This window comes from Allorhizobium sp. GW101-3B10 (assembly GCF_059424725.1).
The window spans coordinates 3,770,597-3,794,611 of sequence record NZ_JBWKZR010000001.1; the positions used below are offsets into that span (position 1 = coordinate 3,770,597).

Here is a 24,015-nt window from a genome sequence, read left to right on the forward strand (position 1 = left end):
GTTCAGTAGTGCGGCGGCCGGGTGATGGCGGGCGCTTCCAGCGACTGTTCCTCCAGCGACAGGAAACGCTCAGTCAGCCGATCGAGCTTGGCGCGCGTCTGCTCGACCACCTTCCACTGCTCGGTGAGCTGGTCGGAAAGTTCCTCGATCACACGGGCCTGATGTGCCACCGTCTCTTCGAGCCGCAGCAAACGGTCTTCCTGGTCGGTCATGATCTGCTCCCGTTGTTCGATCGAGGCGGTTCTGGCGGATGTCCGCCGCCCGGTCAATGGCGACGAAACGGCTCTGTCACTTTCTAGCGCTGCTTCTTCTTCTTGTAGGGCATCAGCATGATGGCAGACGCCGCCACGGCCGCGCCAAACGTGAGCGCCAGCGGGATGGCGATCATCGCCGCGGGCAGATAGGGATTACGGCTGCGCGCAAGATGGCTACCCAGCCCGCCGATATCGAGCCAGATCAGCGTGGCAGCGACGGCAAGGCCGAGGCCGATGCCGAACAGCGCATTGACCGCGAGGAAACGCAGCATTTCCCAGTGATCGCGTCGGGCTTCTTCCGGCGTCAGTTCGTCTCGATCGGAGTTCATGTGCGCACCCCTGCATTCGCATCGTGAACGACCAGATACACCCGCGCCGGGCGCCGGTCCATGCGTCGCAACGTCCGGGTCCGCCGGCAGTTCCGCGCTCGCCCGGGAAAACCCCAAGCGCGCCTTGCCATCTGCGGCCTTTCAGCCTAGCTCAGGAATGCACCGAACCCGGACCACCATGACGCACAAGACCTCGATCCACCGGCTGAAGCTCACGGATTTCCGCAACTACGCGACCGCAGCATTGACGCTCGACGGGCGGCACGTCGTGCTGACGGGCGAGAACGGCGCGGGCAAGACCAATCTCATGGAGGCCGTGTCCTTCCTGTCTCCGGGCCGGGGCCTACGCCGGGCCGTTCTGGCCGACGTGGCGCGCGTTGGCGCGCCGGGCGGCTTCTCGGTCTTTGCCGAGATCGACGGGATGGAGGGCGAGGTCGAGATCGGCACGGGCTCGGAGGGCGAAGGCGAGGCCGTGGTCCGCCGCCTGCGGATCAACGGCACGTCCGCCAAGTCGGTCGACGAACTCACCGACCATTTGCGCATTCTCTGGCTGACGCCGGCCATGGACGGCCTCTTCACCGGCTCTGCCTCCGATCGCCGCCGCTTCCTCGACCGGCTTGTGCTGTCGCTCGATCCGGCGCATGGACGCCGCGCCAGCGACTTCGAGCGCGCCATGCGCAGCCGCAACAAGCTCTTGTCGGAAGGTCGGTTCGATCCGGCCTGGCTGACCGGCATCGAGCGGCAGATGGCCGGCCTCGGCGTGGCGATGATGCTGGCGCGCCGCGAAATGCTCGGCCTGCTCGCCGGCCTGACCGCCCGACAGGACGATTCGAGCTTCCCTTCGGCGCAACTGGCCCTCAGCGGCTTTCTCGACGAGGAAGGCGATGCGCCGGCCATCGAGATCGAGGACCGATATCTCGCGGCGCTTGCCAGTGGCCGCTATCGCGATGCGGCCGCCGGCCGGACGCTGGAAGGGCCGCACCGCGCCGATCTCCTGGTTCGCCATGCCGACAAGGACATCGAGGCCGAGCGTTGCTCGACCGGCGAGCAGAAGGCCCTGCTCGTCGGCCTGGTGCTCGCCCATGCAAGTCTCGTCGCCACCATGACCGGGCATGCGCCCATCCTGCTGCTCGACGAGATCGCCGCCCATTTCGACGAGGGCCGGCGCGCCGCGCTGTTCAACCGGATCGATGCGCTCGGCGGTCAGGCCTTCATGACCGGCACCGACCGGTCGATGTTCTCGGCGCTCGGCGAGCGTGCCCAGTTCGTCACCGTGCGCGACAGCGTGCTCTCCACCTGACGGTCTTTCCCGACCGCTCCAACCGTGCGATCATTGCCTCCATGGATCCGCTCAGCCCCGACGAAATATCCCGCTATCACCGGCATATCCTGCTCCCCGAGATCGGCGGGCAGGGCCAGCAGAAACTGAAGGCCGCCCGCGTCATGGTGATCGGTGCCGGGGGACTTGGGGCGCCCACCCTGATGTACCTCGCCGCCGCCGGCGTCGGCACGATCGGCATTGCCGACGACGATCGCGTGTCGCTCTCCAACCTGCAGCGCCAGGTGATCCACGACAGCGGCACGATCGGCGAAGAGAAGACGGAAAGTGCTGCCCGCGCGATCGCCCGCCTCAACCCGCATGTCCGGGTGAAGCGGTTCGAGGAGCGTTTCGACACAGCGTTCGCCGCCTCCCATCTTCGCGGCTTCGACCTGCTGATCGACGGTTCCGACAATTTCGACACGCGCTATGCGGCGGCCGATGCCGCCGAAGCGCGGCAGGTCCCGCTGGTGACGGGCGCCGTCGGCCGGTTCGACGGCTCGCTGACCGTCTTGAAGCCCTATGAAGACAACGCGCAGGGAGAGCCCAATCCGCGCTATCGCGACCTCTTTCCGGAGCCACCGCCCGCCGGGCTGATGCCTGCCTGCGCCGAGGCCGGCATCGTCGGTGCTCTCACCGGCGTGATCGGCACGCTGATGGCGATGGAGGCGATCAAGCTGATCACCGGGGTCGGCGAACCCCTTGTCGGCCGCCTGCTTCTCTACGATGCTCTTTCGGCGCGGTTCGACACGATCCGCTACCGCCGGCGCAAGGCTTCGCCTTCGTCATGACGATCGAGGTCCCGCGCATCGATGCGGGCTTCGACCGCTACGAGGAACTGCTGGATGTGATCCTGGCCGCCTTCGCGTACATGGACGAGCGGATCGACCCGCCCTCCTCCGCCCATCGTCTGACGCCGGCCACGCTCCGGCAGAAGGCCGCACAGGAGATCGCGTTTGCCGCGATCGACAAGGGACGAATTGTCGGCTGCGTCTTCCTGAAGCCCGAGGAGAGCTCACTCTATATCGGCAAGCTTGCCGTCCATCCCGCAACGCAAGGTCAGGGCGTAGGCCGTTTGCTGCTGGCGCGCGCCGAAGCGACGGCCCGTGAACTCGGGCTTTCCAGTCTCCGGCTCGAGACCCGTGTCGAACTGACCGAGAACCACCGGCTCTTTGCCGCTTGGGGTTTTCGCAAGACGGCGGAAAACCGCCATGCCGGTTATGACCGAACCACCTCGATCGAGATGCGCAAGCCGCTCGCCTGACCGACCTTGCTCAGGTCCGGCTCGGCAGCACGCGGTTCGGCGGACGATGGCCGTCGAAATAGGTGCGGATGTTGATGATCACCTTGTCGCCCATGTCGATGCGGCCCTCGATGGTGGCCGAACCGGTATGCGGCAGGAGCACGACCTTGCCCTCATTGGCGAGCTTGATCAGCTTGGGATTGACCGCGGGCTCCTTCTCGAACACGTCGAGCCCGGCACCGGCGATCCGGCCTTCGCGCAGGCACTGGATCAGGGCGTCCTCGTCGATGATGTCGCCGCGCGCCGTGTTGACGATGTAGCTGTTCGGCTGCATCAGCGCCAGACGCCGCGCCGACAGGAGATGGAAGGTGGCCGGCGTCGACGGGCAGTTGACCGAGACAATGTCGACGCGGGCGAGCATCTGGTCGAGGCTGTCCCAATAGGTCGCCTCCAGTTCGTCCTCGGTCGCCGGATTGACGCGCTTGCGGTTGTGGTAGTGGATCGACAGGCCGAAGGCCTTGGCGCGGCGGGCGACGGCCGTGCCGATGCGGCCCATGCCGATGATGCCGATCCGCTTGCCCCAGATGCGCCGACCGAGCATCCAGGTCGGCGACCAGCCGGTCCATTCGCCGGGCTTGTCCATCAAGATGCGCGCGCCCTCGACCAGGCGGCGCGGCACGGCGAGAATGAGCGCCATGGTCATGTCGGCGGTGTCTTCGGTCAGCACGTTGGGCGTATTGGTGACCGTGATGCCCTTCTTCGCCGCGGCGTCGACATCGATATGGTCGATGCCGTTGGAGAAGCTGGCGATCAGCTTCAGCTGGGGTCCCGCCTGCTCGATCAGCGCCGCGTCGATGCGGTCCGTCACCGTCGGCACCAGAACGTCGGCCGTTTTCATCGCAGCAACGAGTTCGGGTTGGGTGCGCGGCTTGTCATCGATGTTGAGCTCCGCCTCGAACAGTTCGCGCATGCGGGTCTCCACGGCGTCCGGCAATTTCCGGGTGATATAGACCTTGGGTCTTTTCCTGTTCGTCATGGGAAGAATCGATGCCTTGTTCAGAGGTCGTTAACCAAGACGGGGGATAATTTCCCCGTTCAGGGCATTTTCTACCAAACCCGTCAGCGAAGACAAACAAAACCTCGCAGGTTGGCGCCCGTTTTATGGCGAGACCGGCGGACCGATTGGCGGAATGGCGCAGAAACCCTTGAAATCTTTGAGCGATCGGAACCGCCATGCGTCACATCGTGCTTCGTGCCTCTCTCGTTTCGTGGATCGCCCTCGGGCTATGCGCAATGGGCGGGCCGGCAGCAGAGGCCCAGGGCGTGTCCAAGGGATCGAGCGGTCTGCCGCTGCCGCGCTTCGTCAGCCTGAAGGCCAAGCGGGTCAATCTCAGGATCGGACCGAGCACCGACTATGCCGTCTCCTGGCTCTACCTGAAATCCGGGCTGCCGGTGGAGATCATCCAGGAATACGAGAACTGGCGGCGCATCCGTGACGCTGACGGCACGGAGGGGTGGGTGAGCCAGACCCTGTTGTCCGGCGAGCGCACCGCGGTCGCCGCGCCGTGGATGCGCGGCAACGACGTCTATGTGAACCTCAGGTCCGATTCGCAGTCGACGGCGAGCGTCGTCGCCAAGCTCGAGCCCGGCGTGGTCATGCGGCTAGAGGAGTGCACCGGCAACTGGTGTCTGGCCGAAGCGGGCGGCGTCAACGGATGGGTGGCGCAGAGCGAAATCTGGGGCGCCTATCCGGGCGAGGCCTTCAAATAAGCCCGGCCTCACTTGCCGCCTTGGACAGCGAACCGAGCGGCCGCGGGCCGATCTGCTGGATGACGATGCCGGCTGCGAGACAGCCGATCCGGCCGCAGTCGTAGAGCGAGCGGCCCTGGGTATAGCCATAGAGGAAGCCCGCAGCGAACAGGTCGCCGGCGCCCGTCGTGTCGACCAGCTGGCCGATGACGGTTGCTTCGACGCGGATGCGTTCCCCGCCCTTGAGGATCACGGCCCCCTCCTCGCTCATCGTCACGGCGGCGAGCTTGCAGTCGCCAGCCATCTTGGTAAGCGCGAGATCGAAATCCTCGGTCTCGTAGAGGGAGAGCGCTTCCTGTTTGTTGGAAAAGACGATGTCTATCGTGCCGGAGCGCATGAGATCGAGGAATTCGTCGCGGTAGCGGCCGACGCAGAAGCTGTCGGACAGGGTCATCGACATTTCCCGGCCGTTCTCGTGGGCGATGCGGGCGCAGTCGAGGATCGCCCGCTTGGCCCGCGGCGGATCCCAGAGATAGCCTTCGAAATAGGTGACCTTCGACTGCGCGACGACCTCGGGCTCGACGTCCTCCGGGCCGAACTCGACGCAGGCACCGAGATAGGTGTTCATCGAGCGCTCGCCGTCCTCGGTAACGAAGATCATGCTGCGGGCTGTCGGCGGGAAAGTGCCTTCCGGTCTGGTCTCATAGTGCACGCCCTGGGCGCGGATGTCGTGGGCGAAGATCTTGCCGAGCTGGTCCTCGGCCACCTTGCCGAAATAGGCGGCCTTACCGCCGAGGCTGGCGATGCCGGCGGCCGTATTGCCGGCGCTGCCGCCGGAAGCTTCCACCGCCGGACCCATCAGGGCGTAAAGCGTCTCGGCGCGTTCGGCATCGATCAGGTTCATCGCGCCCTTGGTGATGCCGTTGTCGACGAGGAAGGCATCCTCGCAACGCGAGATGATGTCGACGATGGCGTTACCGACGGTGAGAACATCGAACCTGCTCATAAATCCCGGATCTCCGATAGTTTGGGTTTTTCCGGTCATAGCCGTTTTTCGCCGGCAGAAAAGGAAAAAGCGCTGACCTAGGAGGAAATGCGTAGACGTCATTCGTTTGTCACGCAGGCCGATTACACAGACCTCAAGTGACGATGGCATGGAGCGCTTCCAGCGCCTCGCCATCCGTGCGGAGGACATGATCCGTCCTCGATCAGAACTCGCATCGACCACGGATGTACTGGCGATGCGGCTTCGGGTCCCGACCCCGCGTCGGGCAGCGAAAGCGGGGGCGGCCCCGCTTTTTTCGTTTTTCGGCTGGCGTACTGACAATGATCAATCCGCTCTGGCCGATTCCGGCGCATCGCGATAAGCCTTGGGAGCTCGCCTTCTCCTCCTCCCGAGAGCCATTCCGCCGATGTATGCCATTGCACAGGACGTCTTTCCGATCTTCATCCTCATTCTGTTCGGCTGGGGGCTGGTCAAAACCGGGATCCTGAATGCCGATATCGGCGACGGATTGGGCGAATTCGTGTTCAAGGTCGCGGTTCCGGTCCTGCTTTTCCGGACGATCTCACAGGCGGACTTCCACGGCGCGTCGCCGTTCCGGCTGTGGATCGCCTATTTCTCCGGCGTCGCGATCACCTGGGCGGTCGGACACATCCTGGCGACGAGGATCTTTGGGCGAGATGCTCGGGTCGGGGTGCTGGCGGGGGTGTCCTCAGCCTTCGCCAACAACATCTTCATCGGCCTGCCGCTGGTCGAACGTACTGTCGGCAGCGACGGCATCGTCGCCGTGTCGATCCTGCTTGCGGTGCACCTGCCGCTGATGATGGTCATCGGGACGGTGCTGATGGAGCGCGCCGAGCACAAGGTCAATGGCGGCGAGTCACGGGGGCTGGTGAACGTGCTACGACAGGTGGGCGCCAATCTGATGCGCAATCCACTGGTCATCGGCCTTGCAGCGGGCCTTGTCCTGCATATGAGCGGGCTTGCACTCCCTGGCGTGCTGGCAAGCGTGGTGGATCAGATCACCTCGATGGCCGCACCGGCCGCGCTGATCTCGCTCGGCATGGCGCTCAACAAATACGGCATCCACGGGAATGTCGGCATCGCGGCCGTGATCTCAGCCCTCAAGCTGCTGCTGATGCCGGCCTGCGTCTGGCTCGCCTGCCGCGTTCTGGGATTGAGCGCAGACTGGACGGCGGCCCTTGTGCTCACCTCCTCCGTCCCCACCGGCATCAATGCCTGGCTGATCGCCAATCGCTTCGGCGTCGGCCACGGGCTCGCCGCCTCGGCGATCTCGCTCAGCACCGCCGTCGGCGTGCTCAGCGTCACGCTCTGGGCCTGGATCCTGCAGTAACCGGCAAGCATAGCCCCAAACGAAAAATGCCCGGCAGAGCCGGGCGTTTTCATGAACTGGAATTGATCAGCCGTCGGATCAGTTGTTGGCGGCGGGAGCCGGAGCTGCATCGGTTGCCGGAGCCGGGGCTGCATCTGCAGGTGCCGCGTCGGCGGCCGGTGCAGGTGCGGCTTCGGCGGCCGGAGCCGCCTCGGCCGCGGGAGCTGCCTCGGCAGGCGCGGCGGCGGCGTCAGCAGCCGGAAGCGCAACCGGCGTATCGGCCAGCGAGCGCAGATAGGCGATCAGGTTGGCGCGTTCCTCTTCCTTCTTCAGGCCGGCGAAGCCCATGGCGGTACCGGCGATGAACTTCTTCGGAGCGGTGAGGAAGTGGTTGAGGTTGTCGAAGGTCCAGGTAACGGAACCGCCCTGCGAGAAGTCCTTCATCGGAGCCGAATAGCCGAAGCCTTCATGCGATGCGATCGGACGTTCCACGACACCGAACAAGTTCGGGCCAACCTTGTTGGCGCCGCCCTTGTCCCCGGTGTGACAGCTCGTGCACTTCTTGAAGACGGCTTCGCCAGCAGCGGCGTCGGCGCTTGCCAGGAGCGTGGCAATCGGCGTTTCCGTGGCGGCTGCAGCACCGGCGCCGGCTTCACCTTCGGACGCGGCCTCGGCGACGATGGCGTAACCTTCCTTCTCCGGAACCGCCGAATGGAAAATGCTTTCCGACGTGATGGATACGGTCATCAGGACGAAAACGGTGCCAAGTAGAGCACCAACGCCCATGTTCACATATGAGTTCATCTGCAAACGCTCCCATGCAGCCGGCGGATCAGTAACCGGACGATCTTGAAATCGCGCGGAACCTATGTCTTTTGCTTGACAGTTGCAACACGATTGTGATCCCCAAATCGGGACTTTTTGACACTTTTCCGGCGTGATTTGAAGGGGCTAATGATGAACGATGAGGAATTGGGCAAGACCCTCGTGCTGATCCCGGCGCGAATGGCATCGACCCGCCTGCCCGGAAAGCCGCTCGCCGACATCTGCGGCCTGCCGATGATCGTGCAGGTCGCCATGCGGGCGCGCGAAGCGAATGTCGGGCGAATCATTGTCGCCGTCGACGACCAGCGGGTCTACGACGCGGTGGCGGCCGCCGGTTTCGAAGTGGTGATGACGCGCGTCGATCACCAGTCCGGTTCGGACCGCATCCACGAGGCCTTGACCAAGGCCGACCCGAACGGCGTGGTCGAGACCGTGATCAATGTCCAGGGCGACCTGCCGACGATCGAGGCGGAAACCATCCGCGCCGCGTTGAGACCGCTCGAAAATCCCGCGGTCGACATCGCGACGCTGACCGTCGAGATCACCGACGAGGAAGAAAAGACCAATCCGAACGTCGTCAAGGTCGTCGGATCACCCCTGTCGGACACACGGCTGCGGGCACTCTATTTTACCCGCGCGACCGCACCGCACGGCAAGGGGCCGCTCTACCACCACATCGGCCTTTACGCCTACCGCCGTGCCGCCCTCGATCGCTTCGTCGCCCTTCAGCCATCACCCCTGGAAAAGCGGGAATCGCTGGAACAGCTGCGCGCTCTCGAGGCCGGAATGCGCATCGACGTCGAGATCGTCAATTCCATCCCGCTCGGGGTCGACACCCCCGCCGACCTCGATAAAGCACGACAGATCCTCAGCCTCCAGGCCAAGTGAAGAACGGAAATCCGATGACGACCAGAACCAACAGGATCGCCTTCCAGGGCGAGTTCGGCGCGAATTCCGACATGGCCTGCCGCGACATGTTCCCGCAGATGGAGCCGCTCCCCTGCCCGACCTTCGAGGATGCCTTCGTCGCGGTGGAGAACGGCGAGGCGGACCTGGCCATGATCCCGATCGAGAACACCATCGCCGGACGCGTCGCCGACATTCACTACCTGCTTCCGGAATCGCGGCTGCACATCATCGGCGAGTATTTCATGCCGATCCGTTTCCAGCTGATGGTGCTGCCGGGGGTGTCGATCGACGAGATCCGCACGGTTCACAGCCACATCCATGCGCTCGGCCAGTGCCGCAAGATCATGCGGGCCAACGGCTGGAAGCCGGTGGTGGCCGGCGATACGGCGGGTGCCGCCAAGCTCGTGGCCGAACGCGGCGACCGGACGATGGCGGCGCTCGCGCCGCGCCTCGCGGCGGATCTCTACGGCCTCGACATCGTCGCGGAAAACGTCGAGGACACCGAAAACAACGTGACGCGTTTCGTCGTTCTGTCGCGCGAGGAGTCGATCGCCCAGCGCACCAGCCCGGACGAGTTGTTCGTCACCACCTTCGTCTTCAACGTCCGCAATATCCCGGCGGCGCTCTACAAAGCGATGGGCGGCTTCGCCACGAACGGCATCAACATGACGAAGCTGGAGAGCTACCAGATCGGCGGCAAGTTCGTGGCCACCCAGTTCTACGCCGACATCGAGGGCCATCCAGAGGACGCGCCGGTGCGACGCGCACTGGAGGAACTGCGGTTCTTCTCGGAAAAGGTTCGCATCCTCGGCGTCTACAAGGGACATCCGATGCGCGGCAAACTCGGCGGCTGAGGCTCAGGGCCTCAGCGCTTCCATTCGAGCCAATCGACGATCAGCCGCCGGGCGATCGTCCCCTCGATCGGCAGGCTGCGGCCATTGACCGGCCCCCGTTCGATCAGTTCCGCCGTCTCGTCGCGGCTGAACCAGCGGCAATCGGCAAGCTCGGCCTCGTCGGCTTGAATGTCGAACGAGATCGCCTCGGCAAAGCAGCCGATCATCAACTGATGCGGCATCGGCCAGGGCTGCGATGCGTGATAGCGCACACGGCCGATCTCGATGCCGGATTCCTCGCGTGTCTCGCGGCGCACGGCATTCTCGATCGTCTCGCCCGGTTCGACGAAACCGGCGAGAGAGGAATACATGCCGTCGGGGAAACGGTGGTTGCGGCCAAGCAGGCAGCGGTCGCGCTTCTCGTCGATCGCCAACATGATCGCCACCGGATCGGTGCGCGGAAAGATCTCGTGGCCGCAGCCGGAGCAGACGCGCTTGTAGCCGCCGATGCGGCTCTCCATCGCCGATCCGCAGCGACCGCAGAAACGGTTGTCGGCGTTCCAGCGGAGAAGGCTCAGCGCCTGGGCCGCCTCCCCCAACAAATCCTCGCCGACCAGCCTGTCGCGGAACAGGGCGCGGGCATCCGCAGGCTTGTACTGGCCGGCAAGGTCATCCGCCGGGCATTGGATCGGGACGGCGATGCGCGGCTCGCCGCTCGGCTGGAAGCCGAGCAGCACGGCACTGTCGAAGTCGGGTTCCAGTTCCGCCAGTTCATACGGTGCAAAGAGCGGATCGAGCACGGCGCCGTCGTGCTTCAGCACGAGCCTGGCATCGCAGAAGGCCAGGATGTGGGTTCCCTCCACCGCGAGCGCTTTTTGAAGCGAGTTCTCGTCGCGGTGCTCGCTGTCGCGGGCCAGGGCATTGCGGGAAAAGGCGGTCAGGTCGCTTGGCTCGGGATGCGGGCCGTTGAAGTCGAAAATCGATTTTCTCATGAGTGAATGGCTTCAAGTATCTTCTGCTGGAGGGTTCGGCGTTCATCCTCGCCGTAGGGTACGGCTATTCCATGGCCCCAGACGGGACCCGGCCAGTTGGCATCGCCTTCGGTGCGGGCGATGATATGGACATGCAGCTGGCGGACGATGTTGCCGATCGCGGCGATATTGATCTTGGTGGCGCCCGTCACGGTTTTCAGGGCGGAGGCGACGGTGTTCTGCTCGAAAGTCAGCACGGCCTGGTCGAGCGGCGTGAGGTCGAAGACTTCGGATATGTCCGGACGCTTGGGCACCAGGACGAGCCAGGGCCACCGGCTGTCGTTCATCATGCGCAGTTCGCACAGGCCCAGATGGACCACGAGGCCACTGTCGCGCGCCAACCGCTCGTCCAGCACGAATTTGCTCAAGTGTCCCTCCTGACGTTTTTTCCCTTCATAGCAGTTTTTTGCGGGCTTGGCTTGCATTTGATCGCGTAATTGCCGATATGTGGCTCGGGAGGTTGGTGGTGGACGAGCCACTCGCCAACCGGGTCAGGTCCGGAAGGAAGCAGCCCTAACGAGCGCGGCACGGGTCATCGTGCCAGCCTCCCACCTTCCGTTTTATTTGGCCGGCCACGACGCTGGCCAGTGCGTGCCCGGGCATCGGGTCTTCGAGAGACGCTGGCAGGGCGATGAGCGATTTCGAGCCGAAAGCATCGAATTCCGAGGGTAGCGTCACCGGCTACCGGGTTCTCGCCCGCAAATATCGCCCCAAGGATTTCACCGACCTGATGGTCGGCCAGGAGCCGATGGTGAGAACCCTCACCAACGCCTTCGAGACCGGACGCATCGCGCAGGCCTACATGCTGACCGGGGTCCGCGGCGTGGGCAAGACCACGACCGCCCGCATTCTGGCGCGCGCGCTGAACTACAAGACGCCCGAGATCGACAAGCCGACGATCGACCTCAAGATTCCCGGCGAGCACTGCCAGGCGATCATGGAAGGCCGCCATGTCGACGTGATCGAGATGGACGCCGCCTCGCATACCGGCATCGACGACATCCGCGAGATCATCGAGCAGGTGCGCTACCGCCCGGTTTCGGCGCGTTACAAGGTCTACATCATCGACGAAGTGCACATGCTGTCGACGCAGGCCTTCAACGGCCTGTTGAAGACGCTCGAGGAACCGCCCGAGCATGTGAAGTTCATCTTCGCCACGACGGAGATCCGCAAGGTCCCGATCACCGTGCTGTCGCGTTGCCAGCGCTTCGACCTGCGGCGCATCAGCGCCGGCGATCTGGTCGGGCTGTTCTCGACGATTTCGTCCAAGGAAGGCATCGAAGCCGAGGAGGAGGCGCTGGCCATGATCGCCCGGGCCGCAGAAGGCTCGGCGCGCGACGGACTGTCGCTGCTGGACCAGGCGATCGCCCATGGCGGCGGCATCGTGCGGGCGGACGCCGTGCGCGGCATGCTCGGCCTTGCCGACCGGGCCCGCATCGTCGACCTGTTCGGCCATATCGTGCGCGGCGACGTTGCGGCAGCCCTTGCCGAATTCGGCAGCCAGTACGAGGCGGGCGCCAATCCGACCGTCGTACTGACCGACCTCGCCGACTTCACCCACCTCGTGACACGGCTCAAATATATCCCGTCCGCCTCCCAGGACCCTTCGCTCAGCGAAGTCGAGCGGGTGCGCGGGGCGGAATTTGCCGACAGCGTATCGGTTTCCACCCTGTCGCGGATGTGGCAGATGCTTCTGAAGGGAATTCCCGAGGCGGAGAACTCTTCGCGGCCCGCCGGGGCGGCCGAGATGGTGATCATCCGCCTGTCGCATGCCGCCCACCTGCCCTCGCCCGAGGACGCCGCGCGCCGGCTGCTCGAGCTTGGCAATGGCGGCGAAGGCGCGCAGGCCGGCAGCGCTCCGCGCGGCGGCAATGGTGGCGGCGCGTCCGCTGCCTATCGCACGGCGGTCGTCTCGCAACAGGCCGTCGAGACTTCGGCCCGGCCCTCGGCCGCCCAACCGGTCGCCCGGCTTCACAGTGTTTCCCAGCCGGAGAATGCACCGGTCGCCTTGGGCCGCACCGAGGCAAAGCCCGCCGAAGCGCAGCCGCAGCCGAAAGTGCACGTCAACTCGCTCGAAGAGCTTGCGGAACTCTGCACCAAGAACCGCGACCCGAAGCTGCGGGCCCTGTTGCGCAATTTCGTCCACCTCGTACGCATCGAGCCGGGCCGGCTTGAAATCAACCTGCCGGCGGAAGCGCCGAAGTCGCTGGTCAGCGACCTGCAGAAGCGGCTGGAGGAATGGACAGAGATCCGCTGGATGGTCATCCTCAGCCGCGAGGCCGGACAGCCGACCCTGGTCGAGGCGGATGCCTCGACGCGCGAGGCGCGTTTCGTCGATGCCCGGCAGGACCCGGATGTGGCCGCGATCCTTTCGCGTTTCCCGGGCGCCAAGATCACCGACGTTCGCATCCGCACGGCCGTCGTCGAGGACGACGCGCCGAGCCTGCCGGCCGCAGCGGAATCCTCCGAGGGCGACATTCTGCCGGGCGACGACATCGAATTCTGACGCAACCGATTCAGCACAGAGATCCAAGGAGACAGCGACGATGCGCGACATCATGGGCATGATGGGCAAGGTCAAGGAAATGCAGGCCAAGATGGAGAAGATGCAGGCGGAGATCGCCTCGCTCGAAGTCGAAGGCAAGTCCGGCGGCGGGCTGGTGACCGTGACCATGACCGGCAAGGGCGACCTCAAGGGCCTGAAGATCGACCCGTCGCTCTTCAAGGAAGACGATGTGGAAATCCTCGAGGACCTGATCGTCGCCGCCCACAAGGACGCCAAGGACAAGGCCGAGGCGGTGATGGCGGAGAAGACCAAGGAAATGACCGCCGGCCTGCCGATTCCGCCCGGCATGAAGCTGCCGTTCTGAGGTTTCGGCTTGATCCGACAATGACAAAGACGGCCGCCTTTGGCGGCCGTTTTCGCTAGTCGCTCAGGAACGCCCTGAGCTTGGCATGCAGGGGAGCGGCGAGATAGCGATCCCGCTCCGTGCCGTGAAGCTTCTGGCCGTAGGTCGCCATCAGGTCGGGCATGGTGATGCGGTCCCCGGTAAAGGGCCGGTATTCGACCGCCTGTCCGGCCTCCAGCATGCCGCCCCCCAGGACGCGCGCATAGGCGCCGGCGCGGCCGGCCTTCATGTAGCGCCTGGGAAATTTCGGATCGCCCATCTTCGCCGCGAAGGTGGCGCAGGGGATCCGTGTCGAGGTCACCTCCAGAACCACGTCAGCGGCAACGAAACGATCGCCGACGGCGATCCCGCGATTGTCGATGCCTGAGATCAACAGGTTTTCCCCGAAGGCCCCGGGCTCCAGGGGATGGCCGAGCTCTTCCGCCCACCAGTCGAGCGTCTCCGAACCTTCGATATAGATCGCCTGCTCCTCGCCGCCATGATGGTCGCCGTTGCAGATCGCGTCGCCGACAATGCCGTAGGCGTCGACCATGACCGGTCCGGTGATCGGAACCTTGTTGATGCCGGTCTTGTATTTCTTGCCGGGCAGGGTTTCGGCACTGCCGCGGCAGACGGCGAGGATTTTCATGCAGCAGCGCTCCTTTGGGCGATTCCGTTCCACGAGGATATGGGGTAGAAGCGGCCAATGGCAAAGCGAGTCACCGGTCCCGAAATCGAAAAACTGATCCAGTTGCTGGCAAAGGTCCCGGGCCTCGGGCCCCGCTCGGCGCGCCGCGCCGCGCTGCACCTGATCAAGAAGAAGGACCAGTTGATGGGTCCCCTGGCGCAGGCCATGGGGGACGCCTTCGACAAGGTGAAAATCTGCTCCCATTGCGGCAATGTCGATACCGTCGATCCCTGCACCGTCTGTACCGACGAGCGGCGCGACCAGTCGATGATCATCGTCGTCGAGGACGTGTCCGACCTGTGGGCGCTGGAGCGGGCCGGCGCGATGAACGCCGCCTATCACGTGCTCGGCGGAACGCTCTCGCCATTGGACGGCGTTGGGCCGGACGATCTCAACATCAAGGGGCTGATCGACCGCGTCGCCAAGGGCGGGATCCGCGAGGTCATCATCGCCGTCAACGCCACCGTCGAGGGGCAGACCACCGCACACTATATCACCGACCACCTGGCCGGGCTGGACGTGAAGATCACGCGGCTGGCGCATGGCGTGCCCGTCGGCGGCGAGCTGGATTATCTCGACGAAGGCACACTTTCGGCCGCTTTGCGCGCCAGGACAGTCATCTGATTCTCTGCACGACGACGGGAGACCTGTCATGACCGGCCTTAGCCCCCTCCGCCCTGTCGGGCAGTCCATCCCAAAGACGGGAATTCGCCGCAGGCTTGCGTTGGCGCTGTCGGCCTGCCTTCTGTGGAGCGTCCCTGCCACCTTCGCCGCTCCGTCCAAGGCCGCCGTCGAACAGCAGTTCCAGGCCTGGCTTGCCAACGACCTGTGGCCGGAGGCGAAGGGTGCCGGCATCTCGCGCGCCGCCTTCGACAAGGCCGTCGCCGGCCTGACGCTCAACTGGGACCTGCCGGACCTGGTACCGCCGGGAACCACCCCGCCCAAGGACCAGAAACAGAGCCAGGCCGAGTTTTCCTCGCCCGGCGCCTATTTCTCGGAGAAGCGGCTGCAGGGACTGGCCGGGACCGGCCGCAGCCTTGCCGACCGCCATGCATCGACGCTGCGGAAGGTCGAGGCGGCCTACGGCGTTCCGGGTTCGATCATCGTCGCCATCTGGGGCCGGGAATCCGGCTTCGGCGGTGCGAAGCTGCCCTATTCCGCCGTCGAGGTTCTGGCCACCAAGGCCTTCATGTCGACCCGCAAGGATCTATTCCGCCGCGAACTGATCTCGGCGCTGCACATCATCGAGGGCGGCGATATCGGCGCGGGCCAGATGAAGGGCTCCTGGGCCGGCGCGCTCGGCCAGCCGCAATTCATGCCGACCAGCTATCTGAAATATGCCGTCGACTTCGACGGCGACGGCCATCGCGACATCTGGAACTCGGTCCCCGACAGCCTCGCATCGATCGCCAACTATCTGAAGAAGAGCGGTTGGCAGGCCGGCCGCAGCTGGGGCTTCGAAGTCTCCATTCCCGCCGGCGTCTCCTGCGCGCAGGAAGGTCCCGATAGGGCCAGACCGCTGGCGGACTGGTCCGGACAGGGCATAGAGCGCATCTCAGGCAAGGCCTTTCCGGCCAAGGAGCTTTCCGCCTCCACGATGATGCTGGTTCCGGCCGGCACGCATGGACCGGAATTCCTCGTCAGCCCGAACTTCTACGTGCTCAAGGAATACAACAATTCCGACCTCTATGCCCTTTTCATCGGCAATCTCGCCGACCGCATCGCCTATGGCGGCGGGGCGTTCAAGGCGCCGTTCGGCGAAGTCGGCAAGATGCTGCGCTCGGATGTGCTCGCCATGCAGAAGGCGCTGGTCGCCAAGGGCTACGACGTCGGCAATGTCGACGGCCTGCCCGGCTACAAGACCCGGCGCGCGCTCGGCGACTGGCAGCAGAAGAACGGGCTGGCGCCGACCTGCTTTCCCGATGCCTCGCTGAAGGGCAAGCTGCGCTAGACTGCTTCTTGCCAAAACACGACGGCCTCACGTTCAGTGGGGATCGATATGGGTCTTGTGGAAGATGTCGCCGGCCGGCGGGATCGCCTGCCGCTCGATCATCCGGTGCACCCTCGGCTTCTCTTTTCCGCGGTGCAGGGCGAGCAGCCGGTCGGTCGCCTCGGCGTCCGCCTTGGTGCGGCGCTGGTTGTGGCGGACATATTCGACCCAGGTGGGCGTGTGATAGGTTTCCGTCCAGATGTCCGGATTCTCCAGGTCGCGCATCAGCGCCCAGTTGCGCGCGCCGTCGCGGATGCGGATGCGCCTGCGCTCGACCATGACCGCGAGGAATTCCTGAAGGTCCTCGTCGGCGATCTCATAGTCGATGTTGACGACGATCGGGCCGCTGCGCGGCCTGATGTCCAGCTTCAGCGGCGGCTCGTTGAAGCGGTTCAGGGGATCGAGGTCGAGGGAGGCGAAGGCCGGCATGGGCAGCCAAAGGCCGATCGCCACGCCGACGATCATCAACAGGCTGGAGGCGAAAAAGGCATTGGTGACTCCCTGGCTCTCGGCCATCAGCCCCCAAAGCCAGCTGCCGCCCGCCATGCCGCCGAAGGTGGCGGTCTGGTAGAGGGACAGGGCGCGGCCCACCACCCAGCGCGGCGTGGACAGTTGCACGACCGTATTGAAGAGCGACAGCGCCAGCACCCAGCAGGCCCCGGCGACCAGAAGGGCCAGGCTCGTCACGACCGCATAGGGGCTGATGCCGATGATCGTCGCGCTCAGCGCAAAACCGGCGAAGGCGCAGCGCACGATGTCCTCGCTCGACAGGACTTCGCGCAGCCTGGAGTTTGCCAGCGCCCCGGCGATTGCGCCTGCGCCGAAGGCGCCGAGCATCACACCGTATGTCAGAGCTCCGCCGCCAACCAGATCGCGCACGACGACCGGCAATAGCGCCAGCACGGCGCTCGCGGTCAGGCCGAACACAAAGCCGCGAAACAGCACCTTGCCGATGTTCGGCGACATGGCGACATAGCGCAGCCCGGCGCCGATCGCCTGGCCGAGCGCCTCGCGCGGAAGCGTCTGCTGCGGCAGGTCCGGCTGCCAGCGGGACAGGGCGAAGATCAGGGTGAAATAGCTGACCGTATTGGCGGCGAAGGCAGCGGCCGCACCGGCACCGGCGACGATCATGCCGCCGATCGCCGGGCCGACACTGCGGGTGATGTTGAAGCCGACGCTGTTCAGCGAGACCGCGCCGGCGAGATCCTCGCGCGGCACCAGGTCGCCGACCGATGCTTGCCAGGACGGATTGTTGAGGGCCGTGCCGCTGCCGAGCAGGAAGGTAAAGAGCAACAGCAGCCACGGCGTGATGAGATCAAGATAGGCGAAAAGCGCCAGCAGCGCAGATACGCAGAACATGAAGACCTGGGCCGTCAGCATGACGCGGCGGCGGTCGTAATTGTCGGCGATGGCGCCCGAGAGCAGCGAGAACAGCATCAGCGGCAGGGTGGTCGAAGCCTGGACGAGCGCGACCATATTCTCCGACTGCGAGATCGAGGCCATCATCCACGCCGCGCCGACGCCCTGGATCAGCCCACCGAGATTGGAGGCGATACTGGCGCTCCATATGCTGCGATAGACCGGATGCTTCAATGGGGACAGGAAGGATCTGCGCTCGGGCATTCAGGCATACCTTTTTCTGCGGTCACGTCTCTGGTACTCTGCGCGATACAGTGGCAGCAATGAGCTTGCGCGTGAACTAACATCGGATGGCCAGAAGGCATAAGCAGGCCGAGAAGCGTGAAAAGCTTGCAATCGCGCCCGACGAGGCGTATACAGCGCCCATATTCTTGATCGACAGATGAAGGGTGGGGCCGCAAGGACCCGCTCTTTTTTGTTGGCGATCGGGTCCATCCGGGAGTATTACGATTGTCTGACAGCATGCCCACGCCGCAGGACGGCGAAGCGCGTATCATCATCGAGACGGGTCTCGACCGGCGCATCGCCGAGATTATCGAGCCGGTTCTGGTTGCGTTGGGATTCAAGCTGGTTCGGGCGCGGTTGATGAACCAGAACGGCCTGACGCTGCAGGTGATGGCAGAACGCAACGACGGAACGATGACCGTGACGGATTGCGAGGAGGTCTCCATGGCGATCTCTCCGGTCCTCGATGTCGAAGACCCGGTCGACAAGGCCTATCACCTCGAAGTTTCGTCGCCGGGCATCGATCGGCCGATGGTGCGCAAATCGGATTTCCAGCGCTGGAACGGCCATATCGTCAAGTGCGAGACCTCGATCCTGATCGACAACCGCAAGCGCTTTCGCGGCAAGATCACCGAGGTCGACAGCGAAGGCTTCACGCTCGAGCGCGACCAGGTCGCCTATGGCGAGGAGCCGCGGGTCAAGATCCCGTTCAACGCGCTCAGCGAAGCGAAGCTGATCCTGACCGACGATCTCATTCGCGACGCCCTGCGCGCCGACAAGCTGGCCAAGGCGCAAGCCGCCAACCAGAATGACGAAGACAGCGACGAAGCATAACGTTTGACTAACCGCCTCGTGGGCCGCGGCCCCGGCAGGAAGACGGAGACTTAAGACAATGGCAGTCAGTGCTAACCGGCTCGAGCTCTTGCAGATCGCTGATGCGGTCGCCCGTGAGAAAGTCATCGACCGCGAAATCGTCCTTGCCGCGATGGCCGACGCCATCCAGAAGGCCGCCCGCTCGCGCTACGGCTCCGAAACGAACATCCGCGCCGACATCAACTCGAAGACCGGCGAAATCCGCCTGCAGCGTCTTCTGGAAGTCGTCGAGAAGGTCGAGGACTATTCGACCCAGATCGCGCTCGAGCTCGCTCGCGACCGCAACATCGAAGCCAAGATCGGCGACTTCATCGCCGATCCGTTGCCGCCGATGGATTTCGGCCGCATCGCCGCGCAGTCGGCCAAGCAGGTCATCGTGCAGAAGGTGCGCGAAGCCGAGCGTGACCGCCAGTATGACGAGTTCAAGGATCGCGTCGGCGAAATCGTCAACGGCACGGTCAAGCGCGTCGAATACGGCAACGTCATCGTCGACCTCGGCCGCGGCGAAGGCATTATCCGTCGCGACGAGATGATCCCGCGCGAAGCCTTCCGTTACGGCGACCGCGTTCGCGCCTATGTCTACGACGTGCGCCGCGAGCAGCGCGGCCCGCAGATCTTCCTGTCGCGCACCCATCCGCAGTTCATGGTGAAGCTGTTCACCATGGAAGTGCCGGAAATCTACGACGGCATCATCCAGATCAAGTCGGTCGCCCGCGACCCGGGTTCGCGCGCCAAGATCGCCGTCATCTCGAACGATAGTTCGATCGACCCGGTCGGAGCCTGCGTCGGTATGCGCGGCTCGCGCGTCCAGGCCGTCGTCGGCGAATTGCAGGGCGAAAAGATCGACATCATTCCGTGGTCGAGCGATCCGGCCGCCTTCATCGTCAACGCCTTGCAGCCGGCTGAAGTCGCCAAGGTGGTTCTCGACGAAGATGCGGAACGCATCGAAGTGGTCGTTCCGGACGAGCAGCTGTCGCTCGCCATCGGCCGTCGCGGCCAGAACGTGCGTCTCGCCTCGCAGCTGACCGGCTGGGACATCGACATCATGACGGAAGCCGAGGAATCGGAGCGCCGCCAGAAGGAATTCAACGAGCGCACCAACCTGTTCATGGATGCGCTGGACGTCGACGAGATGGTCGGCCAGGTGCTCGCCTCCGAAGGCTTCGCCCAGGTCGAGGAAGTCGCCTACGTCGACCTCGAGGAAATTTCCTCGATCGACGGCTTCGACGAGGATACTGCCCAGGAAATCCAGACCCGCGCCCGCGAGTACCTGGAAAAGATCGAGGCGGAAATGGATGCCAAGCGCAAGGCGCTCGGCGTGGCCGACGAACTGCGCCAGATCGACGGCATGACCTCGCAGATGATGGTCGCGCTCGGCGAAGACGGCATCAAGACGATCGAGGACTTTGCCGGCTGCGCCGCCGACGACCTGGTCGGATGGAGCGAACGCAAGGACGGCGAGACCAAGAAGTTCGAAGGTCTCTTCGGCAAGTTCGACGTTTCGCGCGCCGAAGCCGAGAACATGATCGTCCAGGCCCGCCTTGCGGCCGGCTGGATCACCGAAGAGGACCTCGCGGCTCCTGCCGAAGACGAAGTGGCGGAAGAAGCCGGGCAGGCTGAATGACAATGACCGGTGCGGCTGGAAATGAACCCGAGGACGATGGTCCGGAGGGCGAAGTGAACGGCCGCATGTGCATCGTGACGCGGGATGGCGGCTCGCCCGAGACGCTGATCCGCTTCGTCGCGGCCCCGGACGGGACCATCGTGCCGGACCTGAAGCGCCAGCTTCCCGGCCGTGGCTGCTGGGTGACGCCGCGTCGTGATCTGGTGGACAAGGCCGTGGCGAAGAAGCTCTTCGCCCGGGCCCTGAAGCGGGATGTGAAGGTGGATGCCGAGCTCGGCCAGACGGTCGACCGGCTGCTGGCCCAGCAATTGGCCGGAATGATCAACCTGGCCCGCAAGGCGGGTCAGTTCGTCTCCGGATCGGCCAAGGTCGAGGCGGCGGTCCGCAGTGGCGAGGCGCTTGCCGTCTTCCATTCGACGGATGCGGCGGCCGACGGCGTGAGAAAGATCGACCAGGCCCGCAAGGCCTGGCACCTCGGAATGGAAACGGACGCGGCGATTCCCGCGTTCCACCTGCTTTCCGGAGCAGAAATGGACGAACTGATGGGCCAGAACGCGTTTATCCATGCAGCAGTGCTTGCAGGGCAGGCGGGTGAAGGTGTAGTGAAGCGCGCAAACCTGCTTGAACAGTACCGCACAGGCGGGCTGTCTCAGATAAAGGATGTCGCAGACATGCCGAAGCAATGACGCGGTCAACGGCTTCAGCCGGACGCATTATCGGAATTTACGAATTGAACGACGAGGTCTGATGTTCCGCATCCGGCCTTGTCCAAGGAACGGAACGGAATGACCGACAACAAAGACGACAAGACACTCAGTGCGCCGGGCAAGAAGACCCTCACCCTGAAACCGTCAGGCGTGACCCAGGGTACCGTGCGCCAGGACATGGGTCGCGGTCGGACCAAGGCCGTGGTGGTCGAGACGCGCAAGCGCCGCCCGACCCGTCCCGAAGACGAAAAGATCGTAACGCCGGTAGCGCCTGTCGTGCGCGCGCCCGAACCTGCGGCAGCCCCGGCTGTCCAGGCTCGTCCCGCAGCGCCTGCCCCGCAGACCCGCACGCACCAGCCCACTCCCCAGCCGCAGCGCCCGCCACAGCAGCAGCCCGTTCGCCAGGAACGCCCGCGCGGCGCCGTCCTGCACGACCTGTCGGCCGGCGAGATGGAAGCGCGCCGTCGCGCCCTGATCGAAGCCCAGGCCCGTGAAGTCGAGGAAGCCAAGCAGCGCGTCATCGACGAAGCCCGTCGCGTTGCCGAGGCCGCGGAACGCGCCCGTCTGGCCGCCGAGGAGGCCGAACGCCGCGCCAACGAGCCGCAGCCGGAAGAACCGGCCCCGGCTCCCGTGGCGGAAGCCGCGCCCGCGGCAGCGGCCGCCGACGCACGCACGGTGGCAAAGCCCGCCGCCGCTCCGTCCGCTCCCGTGGCACCCGGCTTCGTTCGCGGCCGCAAGGCCGGCGACGAGGAAGAGGAAGAACGCACGGTCAACCGCGGCGCACCCGGCCGTGGCCGAGTCCCCGTCGCTGCTCCCGCCAAGGTTCCGGCTCGCCCGAAGACCGAAGACGAACGCCGCCGCGGCAAGCTGACGGTAACCACGGTCAGCACGGACGACGACGGCAATGCCCGTGGCCGTTCGATGGCTGCGACCCGCCGTCGCCAGGAGAAGTTCCGCCGCAGCCAGATGCAGGAAACGCGCGAGAAGGTCATGCGCGAAGTCATCCTGCCGGAAACCATCACCATTCAGGAACTGTCGCAGCGCATGTCCGAGCGCGCCGTCGACGTCATCAAGTACCTGATGAAGGAAGGCCAGATGATGAAGCCGGGCGACGTCATCGACGCCGACCTCGCCGAACTCATCGCCACCGAATTCGGCCACACCGTCAAGCGCGTCTCCGAGTCGGATGTTGAAGAAGGCATCTTCAACGTCGCCGACGACGAGGGCGAACTGGTTTCCCGTCCGCCGGTCGTCACCATCATGGGCCACGTCGACCACGGCAAGACCTCGCTTCTCGACGCCATCCGCAAGACCAGCGTCGTCTCCGGCGAAGCCGGCGGCATCACCCAGCATATCGGTGCGTATCAGGTCGAACACAACGGCCAGAAGATCACCTTCATCGACACGCCCGGTCACGCCGCGTTCACCGCCATGCGTGCCCGCGGCGCGCAGGCAACCGACATCGCCATCCTGGTGGTCGCCGCCGACGACAGCGTGATGCCGCAGACGATCGAATCGATCAATCATGCCAAGGCCGCCAACGTGCCGATCATCGTGGCGATCAACAAGATCGACAAGCACGAGGCCGACCCGCAGAAGGTGCGCAACCAGCTTCTGCAGCATGAGGTCTTCGTCGAATCCATGGGCGGTGAAGTGCTCGACGTCGAAGTCTCTGCCAAGAACAAGCTGAACCTCGACAAGCTGCTCGAAGCCGTCCTGCTCCAGGCGGAGATTCTCGACCTCAAGGCCGATCCGAGCCGTACCGCCGAAGGCACGGTCATCGAAGCGCAGCTCGACCGCGGTCGCGGCGCGGTTGCCACCGTGCTGATCCAGAAGGGTACGCTTCGTCCGGGCGAGATCATCGTTGCCGGCGACCAGTGGGGCCGTGTACGCGCGCTCGTCAACGACAAGGGCGACCATGTCAAGGAAGCGGGTCCTGCCACGCCGGTCGAAGTGCTCGGCCTGTCGGGCACACCGGCAGCCGGCGATCGGTTCGCCGTCGTCGAGAACGAAGCCCGTGCGCGCGAGATCTCGGAATATCGCCAGCGTCTGGCCCGCGACAAGGCCGCTGCCCGTCAGTCTGGCCAGCGCGGTTCGCTCGAACAGATGATGACCCAGCTGCAGAATACCGGCTTCAAGGAATTCCCGCTGGTGATCAAGGGCGACGTGCAGGGCTCGATCGAAGCCATCATCGGCGCTCTCGACAAGCTGGGGACGGACGAGGTTCGCGCCCGCATCGTGCATTCGGGTGCCGGTGGCATCACGGAGTCGGACATCTCGCTCGCCGAAGCGTCGAACGCCGCCATCATCGGCTTCAACGTTCGCGCCAACGCCCAGGCTCGGGCCGCCGCCGAACGCGCCGGAACCGAGATCCGCTACTACAACATCATCTACGATCTGGTGGATGACGTGAAGGCAGCGATGTCGGGCCTGCTCTCTCCGGAGCGTCGCGAAACCTTCCTCGGCAATGCCGAAATCCTGGAGGTGTTCAACATCACCAAGACCGGCAAGGTCGCGGGTTGCCGCGTCATCGAAGGCAAGGTCGAACGTGGTGCCGGCGTGCGCCTGGTGCGCGACAATGTCGTCATTCACGAAGGCAAGCTCAAGACACTCAAGCGCTTCAAGGACGAAGTGGCAGAAGTGCCGATGGGCCAGGAATGTGGCATGGCCTTCGAGAACTACGAAGACATCCGCGCCGGCGATACGATCGAGTGCTTCCGCGTGGAACATATCACGCGCACGCTCTGAGGCGACCACCGCACGGGATAACAGGA

Annotated in this window: 24 protein-coding genes and 1 other RNA gene; 16 read left to right on the forward strand and 9 right to left on the reverse strand. The window is 64.7% G+C overall.

Features of this window, described 5'->3' with window-relative positions; genetic code table 11:
* Positions 1 to 2 precede the first annotated feature (2 nt).
* On the reverse strand, positions 3 to 212 hold the full coding sequence (locus AC07Y0_RS18690) for a SlyX family protein (RefSeq protein ID WP_498679206.1): 210 nt from the start codon (positions 210 to 212) through the stop codon (positions 3 to 5).
* 83 nt (positions 213 to 295) lie between these two features.
* Positions 296 to 583, reverse strand: a complete 288-nt coding sequence (locus AC07Y0_RS18695) for a hypothetical protein (RefSeq protein WP_498679207.1) — start codon at positions 581 to 583, stop codon at positions 296 to 298.
* A 178-nt stretch (positions 584 to 761) separates the two neighbouring features.
* Between AC07Y0_RS18695 and recF the strand changes: the two genes are divergently transcribed.
* The 3 genes from recF to AC07Y0_RS18710 are packed head-to-tail and all read left to right on the forward strand — an operon-like array spanning position 762 to position 3,165.
* Positions 762 to 1,883 (forward strand): DNA replication/repair protein RecF, encoded by a 1,122-nt coding sequence (gene recF / locus AC07Y0_RS18700; protein WP_498679208.1) that lies wholly within the window; start codon positions 762 to 764, stop codon positions 1,881 to 1,883.
* Between the two features lie 41 nt (positions 1,884 to 1,924).
* Positions 1,925 to 2,692, forward strand: a complete 768-nt coding sequence (locus AC07Y0_RS18705; RefSeq protein ID WP_498679209.1) for a molybdopterin-synthase adenylyltransferase MoeB — start codon at positions 1,925 to 1,927, stop codon at positions 2,690 to 2,692.
* A 2-nt stretch (positions 2,693 to 2,694) separates the two neighbouring features.
* On the forward strand, positions 2,695 to 3,165 hold the full coding sequence (locus AC07Y0_RS18710; RefSeq protein WP_498680278.1) for a GNAT family N-acetyltransferase: 471 nt from the start codon (positions 2,695 to 2,697) through the stop codon (positions 3,163 to 3,165).
* Positions 3,166 to 3,175: 10 nt separating this feature from the next.
* Here AC07Y0_RS18710 and AC07Y0_RS18715 read toward each other — a convergent pair whose 3' ends face one another.
* Complete coding sequence (locus tag AC07Y0_RS18715; protein ID WP_028737430.1) at positions 3,176 to 4,180, reverse strand: 2-hydroxyacid dehydrogenase; 1,005 nt, start codon at positions 4,178 to 4,180, stop codon at positions 3,176 to 3,178.
* Positions 4,181 to 4,377: 197 nt separating this feature from the next.
* Here AC07Y0_RS18715 and AC07Y0_RS18720 point away from each other — a divergent pair, with 197 nt between their 5' ends.
* Positions 4,378 to 4,914 carry an SH3 domain-containing protein gene (locus tag AC07Y0_RS18720; RefSeq protein ID WP_454748481.1) on the forward strand — a complete coding sequence of 179 codons (537 nt, stop codon included), beginning with the start codon at positions 4,378 to 4,380 and terminating at the stop codon, positions 4,912 to 4,914.
* Here the strand turns inward: AC07Y0_RS18720 and AC07Y0_RS18725 are convergent.
* Positions 4,907 to 5,899 (reverse strand): adenosine kinase, encoded by a 993-nt coding sequence (locus AC07Y0_RS18725; protein ID WP_498679210.1) that lies wholly within the window; start codon positions 5,897 to 5,899, stop codon positions 4,907 to 4,909. The genes AC07Y0_RS18720 and AC07Y0_RS18725 overlap by 8 nt on opposite strands.
* Before the next feature lie 406 nt (positions 5,900 to 6,305).
* On the opposite strand from AC07Y0_RS18725, the gene AC07Y0_RS18730 reads away from it, so the two are divergent.
* Complete coding sequence (locus AC07Y0_RS18730) at positions 6,306 to 7,250, forward strand: AEC family transporter (RefSeq protein WP_498679211.1); 945 nt, start codon at positions 6,306 to 6,308, stop codon at positions 7,248 to 7,250.
* 78 nt (positions 7,251 to 7,328) lie between these two features.
* Here the strand turns inward: AC07Y0_RS18730 and AC07Y0_RS18735 are convergent, their stop codons facing one another.
* Positions 7,329 to 8,033 carry a c-type cytochrome gene (locus AC07Y0_RS18735; RefSeq protein WP_498679212.1) on the reverse strand — a complete coding sequence of 235 codons (705 nt, stop codon included), beginning with the start codon at positions 8,031 to 8,033 and terminating at the stop codon, positions 7,329 to 7,331.
* A gap of 153 nt (positions 8,034 to 8,186) precedes the next feature.
* Here AC07Y0_RS18735 and AC07Y0_RS18740 point away from each other — a divergent pair, with 153 nt between their 5' ends.
* A complete protein-coding gene (locus AC07Y0_RS18740; protein ID WP_498680279.1) occupies positions 8,187 to 8,942 on the forward strand; it encodes a 3-deoxy-manno-octulosonate cytidylyltransferase in 756 nt (251 codons plus the stop codon).
* Between the two features lie 14 nt (positions 8,943 to 8,956).
* Positions 8,957 to 9,817 (forward strand): prephenate dehydratase, encoded by an 861-nt coding sequence (locus tag AC07Y0_RS18745; protein ID WP_498679213.1) that lies wholly within the window; start codon positions 8,957 to 8,959, stop codon positions 9,815 to 9,817.
* An 11-nt stretch (positions 9,818 to 9,828) separates the two neighbouring features.
* On the opposite strand, the gene nudC is transcribed toward AC07Y0_RS18745, so the two are convergent.
* Both nudC and AC07Y0_RS18755 read right to left on the reverse strand, forming a co-directional pair.
* The gene (gene nudC / locus AC07Y0_RS18750; protein ID WP_498679214.1) at positions 9,829 to 10,788 is read right to left on the reverse strand and encodes an NAD(+) diphosphatase; all 960 of its coding nucleotides are present in this window, start codon (positions 10,786 to 10,788) and stop codon (positions 9,829 to 9,831) included.
* A complete protein-coding gene (locus tag AC07Y0_RS18755) occupies positions 10,785 to 11,195 on the reverse strand; it encodes an HIT family protein (RefSeq protein ID WP_498679215.1) in 411 nt (136 codons plus the stop codon). Before AC07Y0_RS18755 ends, nudC begins: the two co-directional genes overlap by 4 nt.
* 87 nt (positions 11,196 to 11,282) lie before the next feature.
* Between AC07Y0_RS18755 and ffs the strand changes: the two genes are divergently transcribed.
* The 3 genes from ffs (at position 11,283) to AC07Y0_RS18770 (ending at position 13,697) form a co-directional block, all read left to right on the forward strand.
* Positions 11,283 to 11,379: signal recognition particle sRNA small type (gene ffs, locus AC07Y0_RS18760), an RNA gene on the forward strand.
* 79 nt (positions 11,380 to 11,458) lie between these two features.
* Positions 11,459 to 13,333, forward strand: coding sequence for a DNA polymerase III subunit gamma/tau (locus tag AC07Y0_RS18765; RefSeq protein WP_498679216.1), 1,875 nt, complete (start codon positions 11,459 to 11,461; stop codon positions 13,331 to 13,333).
* Positions 13,334 to 13,373: 40 nt separating this feature from the next.
* Positions 13,374 to 13,697: a YbaB/EbfC family nucleoid-associated protein gene (locus tag AC07Y0_RS18770; protein ID WP_028737439.1), complete on the forward strand. Its 324-nt coding sequence runs from the start codon at positions 13,374 to 13,376 to the stop codon at positions 13,695 to 13,697.
* A 55-nt stretch (positions 13,698 to 13,752) separates the two neighbouring features.
* On the opposite strand, the gene AC07Y0_RS18775 is transcribed toward AC07Y0_RS18770, so the two are convergent.
* Positions 13,753 to 14,364, reverse strand: coding sequence for an MOSC domain-containing protein (locus tag AC07Y0_RS18775; protein WP_498679217.1), 612 nt, complete (start codon positions 14,362 to 14,364; stop codon positions 13,753 to 13,755).
* A 57-nt stretch (positions 14,365 to 14,421) separates the two neighbouring features.
* Here AC07Y0_RS18775 and recR point away from each other — a divergent pair, with 57 nt between their 5' ends.
* Positions 14,422 to 15,027: a recombination mediator RecR gene (gene recR, locus AC07Y0_RS18780; protein WP_498679218.1), complete on the forward strand. Its 606-nt coding sequence runs from the start codon at positions 14,422 to 14,424 to the stop codon at positions 15,025 to 15,027.
* Between the two features lie 28 nt (positions 15,028 to 15,055).
* Positions 15,056 to 16,354: a lytic murein transglycosylase gene (locus AC07Y0_RS18785; protein WP_498679219.1), complete on the forward strand. Its 1,299-nt coding sequence runs from the start codon at positions 15,056 to 15,058 to the stop codon at positions 16,352 to 16,354.
* Positions 16,355 to 16,387: 33 nt separating this feature from the next.
* Here the strand turns inward: AC07Y0_RS18785 and AC07Y0_RS18790 are convergent, their stop codons facing one another.
* Complete coding sequence (locus tag AC07Y0_RS18790; RefSeq protein WP_498679220.1) at positions 16,388 to 18,016, reverse strand: MFS transporter; 1,629 nt, start codon at positions 18,014 to 18,016, stop codon at positions 16,388 to 16,390.
* Between the two features lie 258 nt (positions 18,017 to 18,274).
* Here AC07Y0_RS18790 and rimP point away from each other — a divergent pair, with 258 nt between their 5' ends.
* The 4 genes from rimP to infB all read left to right on the forward strand — a co-directional run bounded on the left by rimP (position 18,275) and on the right by infB (position 23,989).
* On the forward strand, positions 18,275 to 18,871 hold the full coding sequence (gene rimP / locus AC07Y0_RS18795; protein WP_498680280.1) for a ribosome maturation factor RimP: 597 nt from the start codon (positions 18,275 to 18,277) through the stop codon (positions 18,869 to 18,871).
* Positions 18,872 to 18,929: 58 nt separating this feature from the next.
* Positions 18,930 to 20,534 (forward strand): transcription termination factor NusA, encoded by a 1,605-nt coding sequence (nusA, locus tag AC07Y0_RS18800; protein WP_498679221.1) that lies wholly within the window; start codon positions 18,930 to 18,932, stop codon positions 20,532 to 20,534.
* A complete protein-coding gene (locus AC07Y0_RS18805; RefSeq protein ID WP_498679222.1) occupies positions 20,531 to 21,220 on the forward strand; it encodes an RNA-binding protein in 690 nt (229 codons plus the stop codon). The genes nusA and AC07Y0_RS18805 overlap by 4 nt, the downstream gene beginning before the upstream one ends.
* A gap of 99 nt (positions 21,221 to 21,319) precedes the next feature.
* Positions 21,320 to 23,989, forward strand: a complete 2,670-nt coding sequence (gene infB, locus AC07Y0_RS18810; RefSeq protein WP_498679223.1) for a translation initiation factor IF-2 — start codon at positions 21,320 to 21,322, stop codon at positions 23,987 to 23,989.
* Positions 23,990 to 24,015 lie beyond the last annotated feature (26 nt).

Excerpts from the sequence above, each read along its gene's own strand:
- recR (WP_498679218.1), top strand. The coding sequence starts at position 14,422 with ATGGCAAAGCGAGTCACCGGTCCCGAAATCGAAAAACTGATCCAGTTG.
- recF (WP_498679208.1), top strand. The coding sequence starts at position 762 with ATGACGCACAAGACCTCGATCCACCGGCTGAAGCTCACGGATTTCCGC.
- AC07Y0_RS18740 (WP_498680279.1), top strand. The coding sequence starts at position 8,187 with ATGAACGATGAGGAATTGGGCAAGACCCTCGTGCTGATCCCGGCGCGA.
- infB (WP_498679223.1), top strand. The coding sequence starts at position 21,320 with ATGACCGACAACAAAGACGACAAGACACTCAGTGCGCCGGGCAAGAAG.
- AC07Y0_RS18715 (WP_028737430.1), bottom strand. The coding sequence starts at position 4,180 with ATGACGAACAGGAAAAGACCCAAGGTCTATATCACCCGGAAATTGCCG.
- AC07Y0_RS18720 (WP_454748481.1), top strand. The coding sequence starts at position 4,378 with ATGCGTCACATCGTGCTTCGTGCCTCTCTCGTTTCGTGGATCGCCCTC.
- AC07Y0_RS18765 (WP_498679216.1), top strand. The coding sequence starts at position 11,459 with ATGAGCGATTTCGAGCCGAAAGCATCGAATTCCGAGGGTAGCGTCACC.
- AC07Y0_RS18690 (WP_498679206.1), bottom strand. The coding sequence starts at position 212 with ATGACCGACCAGGAAGACCGTTTGCTGCGGCTCGAAGAGACGGTGGCA.
- AC07Y0_RS18785 (WP_498679219.1), top strand. The coding sequence starts at position 15,056 with ATGACCGGCCTTAGCCCCCTCCGCCCTGTCGGGCAGTCCATCCCAAAG.
- AC07Y0_RS18775 (WP_498679217.1), bottom strand. The coding sequence starts at position 14,364 with ATGAAAATCCTCGCCGTCTGCCGCGGCAGTGCCGAAACCCTGCCCGGC.
- AC07Y0_RS18730 (WP_498679211.1), top strand. The coding sequence starts at position 6,306 with ATGTATGCCATTGCACAGGACGTCTTTCCGATCTTCATCCTCATTCTG.
- nusA (WP_498679221.1), top strand. The coding sequence starts at position 18,930 with ATGGCAGTCAGTGCTAACCGGCTCGAGCTCTTGCAGATCGCTGATGCG.
- AC07Y0_RS18705 (WP_498679209.1), top strand. The coding sequence starts at position 1,925 with ATGGATCCGCTCAGCCCCGACGAAATATCCCGCTATCACCGGCATATC.
- AC07Y0_RS18805 (WP_498679222.1), top strand. The coding sequence starts at position 20,531 with ATGACAATGACCGGTGCGGCTGGAAATGAACCCGAGGACGATGGTCCG.
- nudC (WP_498679214.1), bottom strand. The coding sequence starts at position 10,788 with ATGAGAAAATCGATTTTCGACTTCAACGGCCCGCATCCCGAGCCAAGC.
- rimP (WP_498680280.1), top strand. The coding sequence starts at position 18,275 with ATGCCCACGCCGCAGGACGGCGAAGCGCGTATCATCATCGAGACGGGT.
- AC07Y0_RS18770 (WP_028737439.1), top strand. The coding sequence starts at position 13,374 with ATGCGCGACATCATGGGCATGATGGGCAAGGTCAAGGAAATGCAGGCC.
- AC07Y0_RS18725 (WP_498679210.1), bottom strand. The coding sequence starts at position 5,899 with ATGAGCAGGTTCGATGTTCTCACCGTCGGTAACGCCATCGTCGACATC.
- AC07Y0_RS18695 (WP_498679207.1), bottom strand. The coding sequence starts at position 583 with ATGAACTCCGATCGAGACGAACTGACGCCGGAAGAAGCCCGACGCGAT.
- AC07Y0_RS18745 (WP_498679213.1), top strand. The coding sequence starts at position 8,957 with ATGACGACCAGAACCAACAGGATCGCCTTCCAGGGCGAGTTCGGCGCG.
- AC07Y0_RS18735 (WP_498679212.1), bottom strand. The coding sequence starts at position 8,033 with ATGAACTCATATGTGAACATGGGCGTTGGTGCTCTACTTGGCACCGTT.
- AC07Y0_RS18790 (WP_498679220.1), bottom strand. The coding sequence starts at position 18,016 with ATGCCCGAGCGCAGATCCTTCCTGTCCCCATTGAAGCATCCGGTCTAT.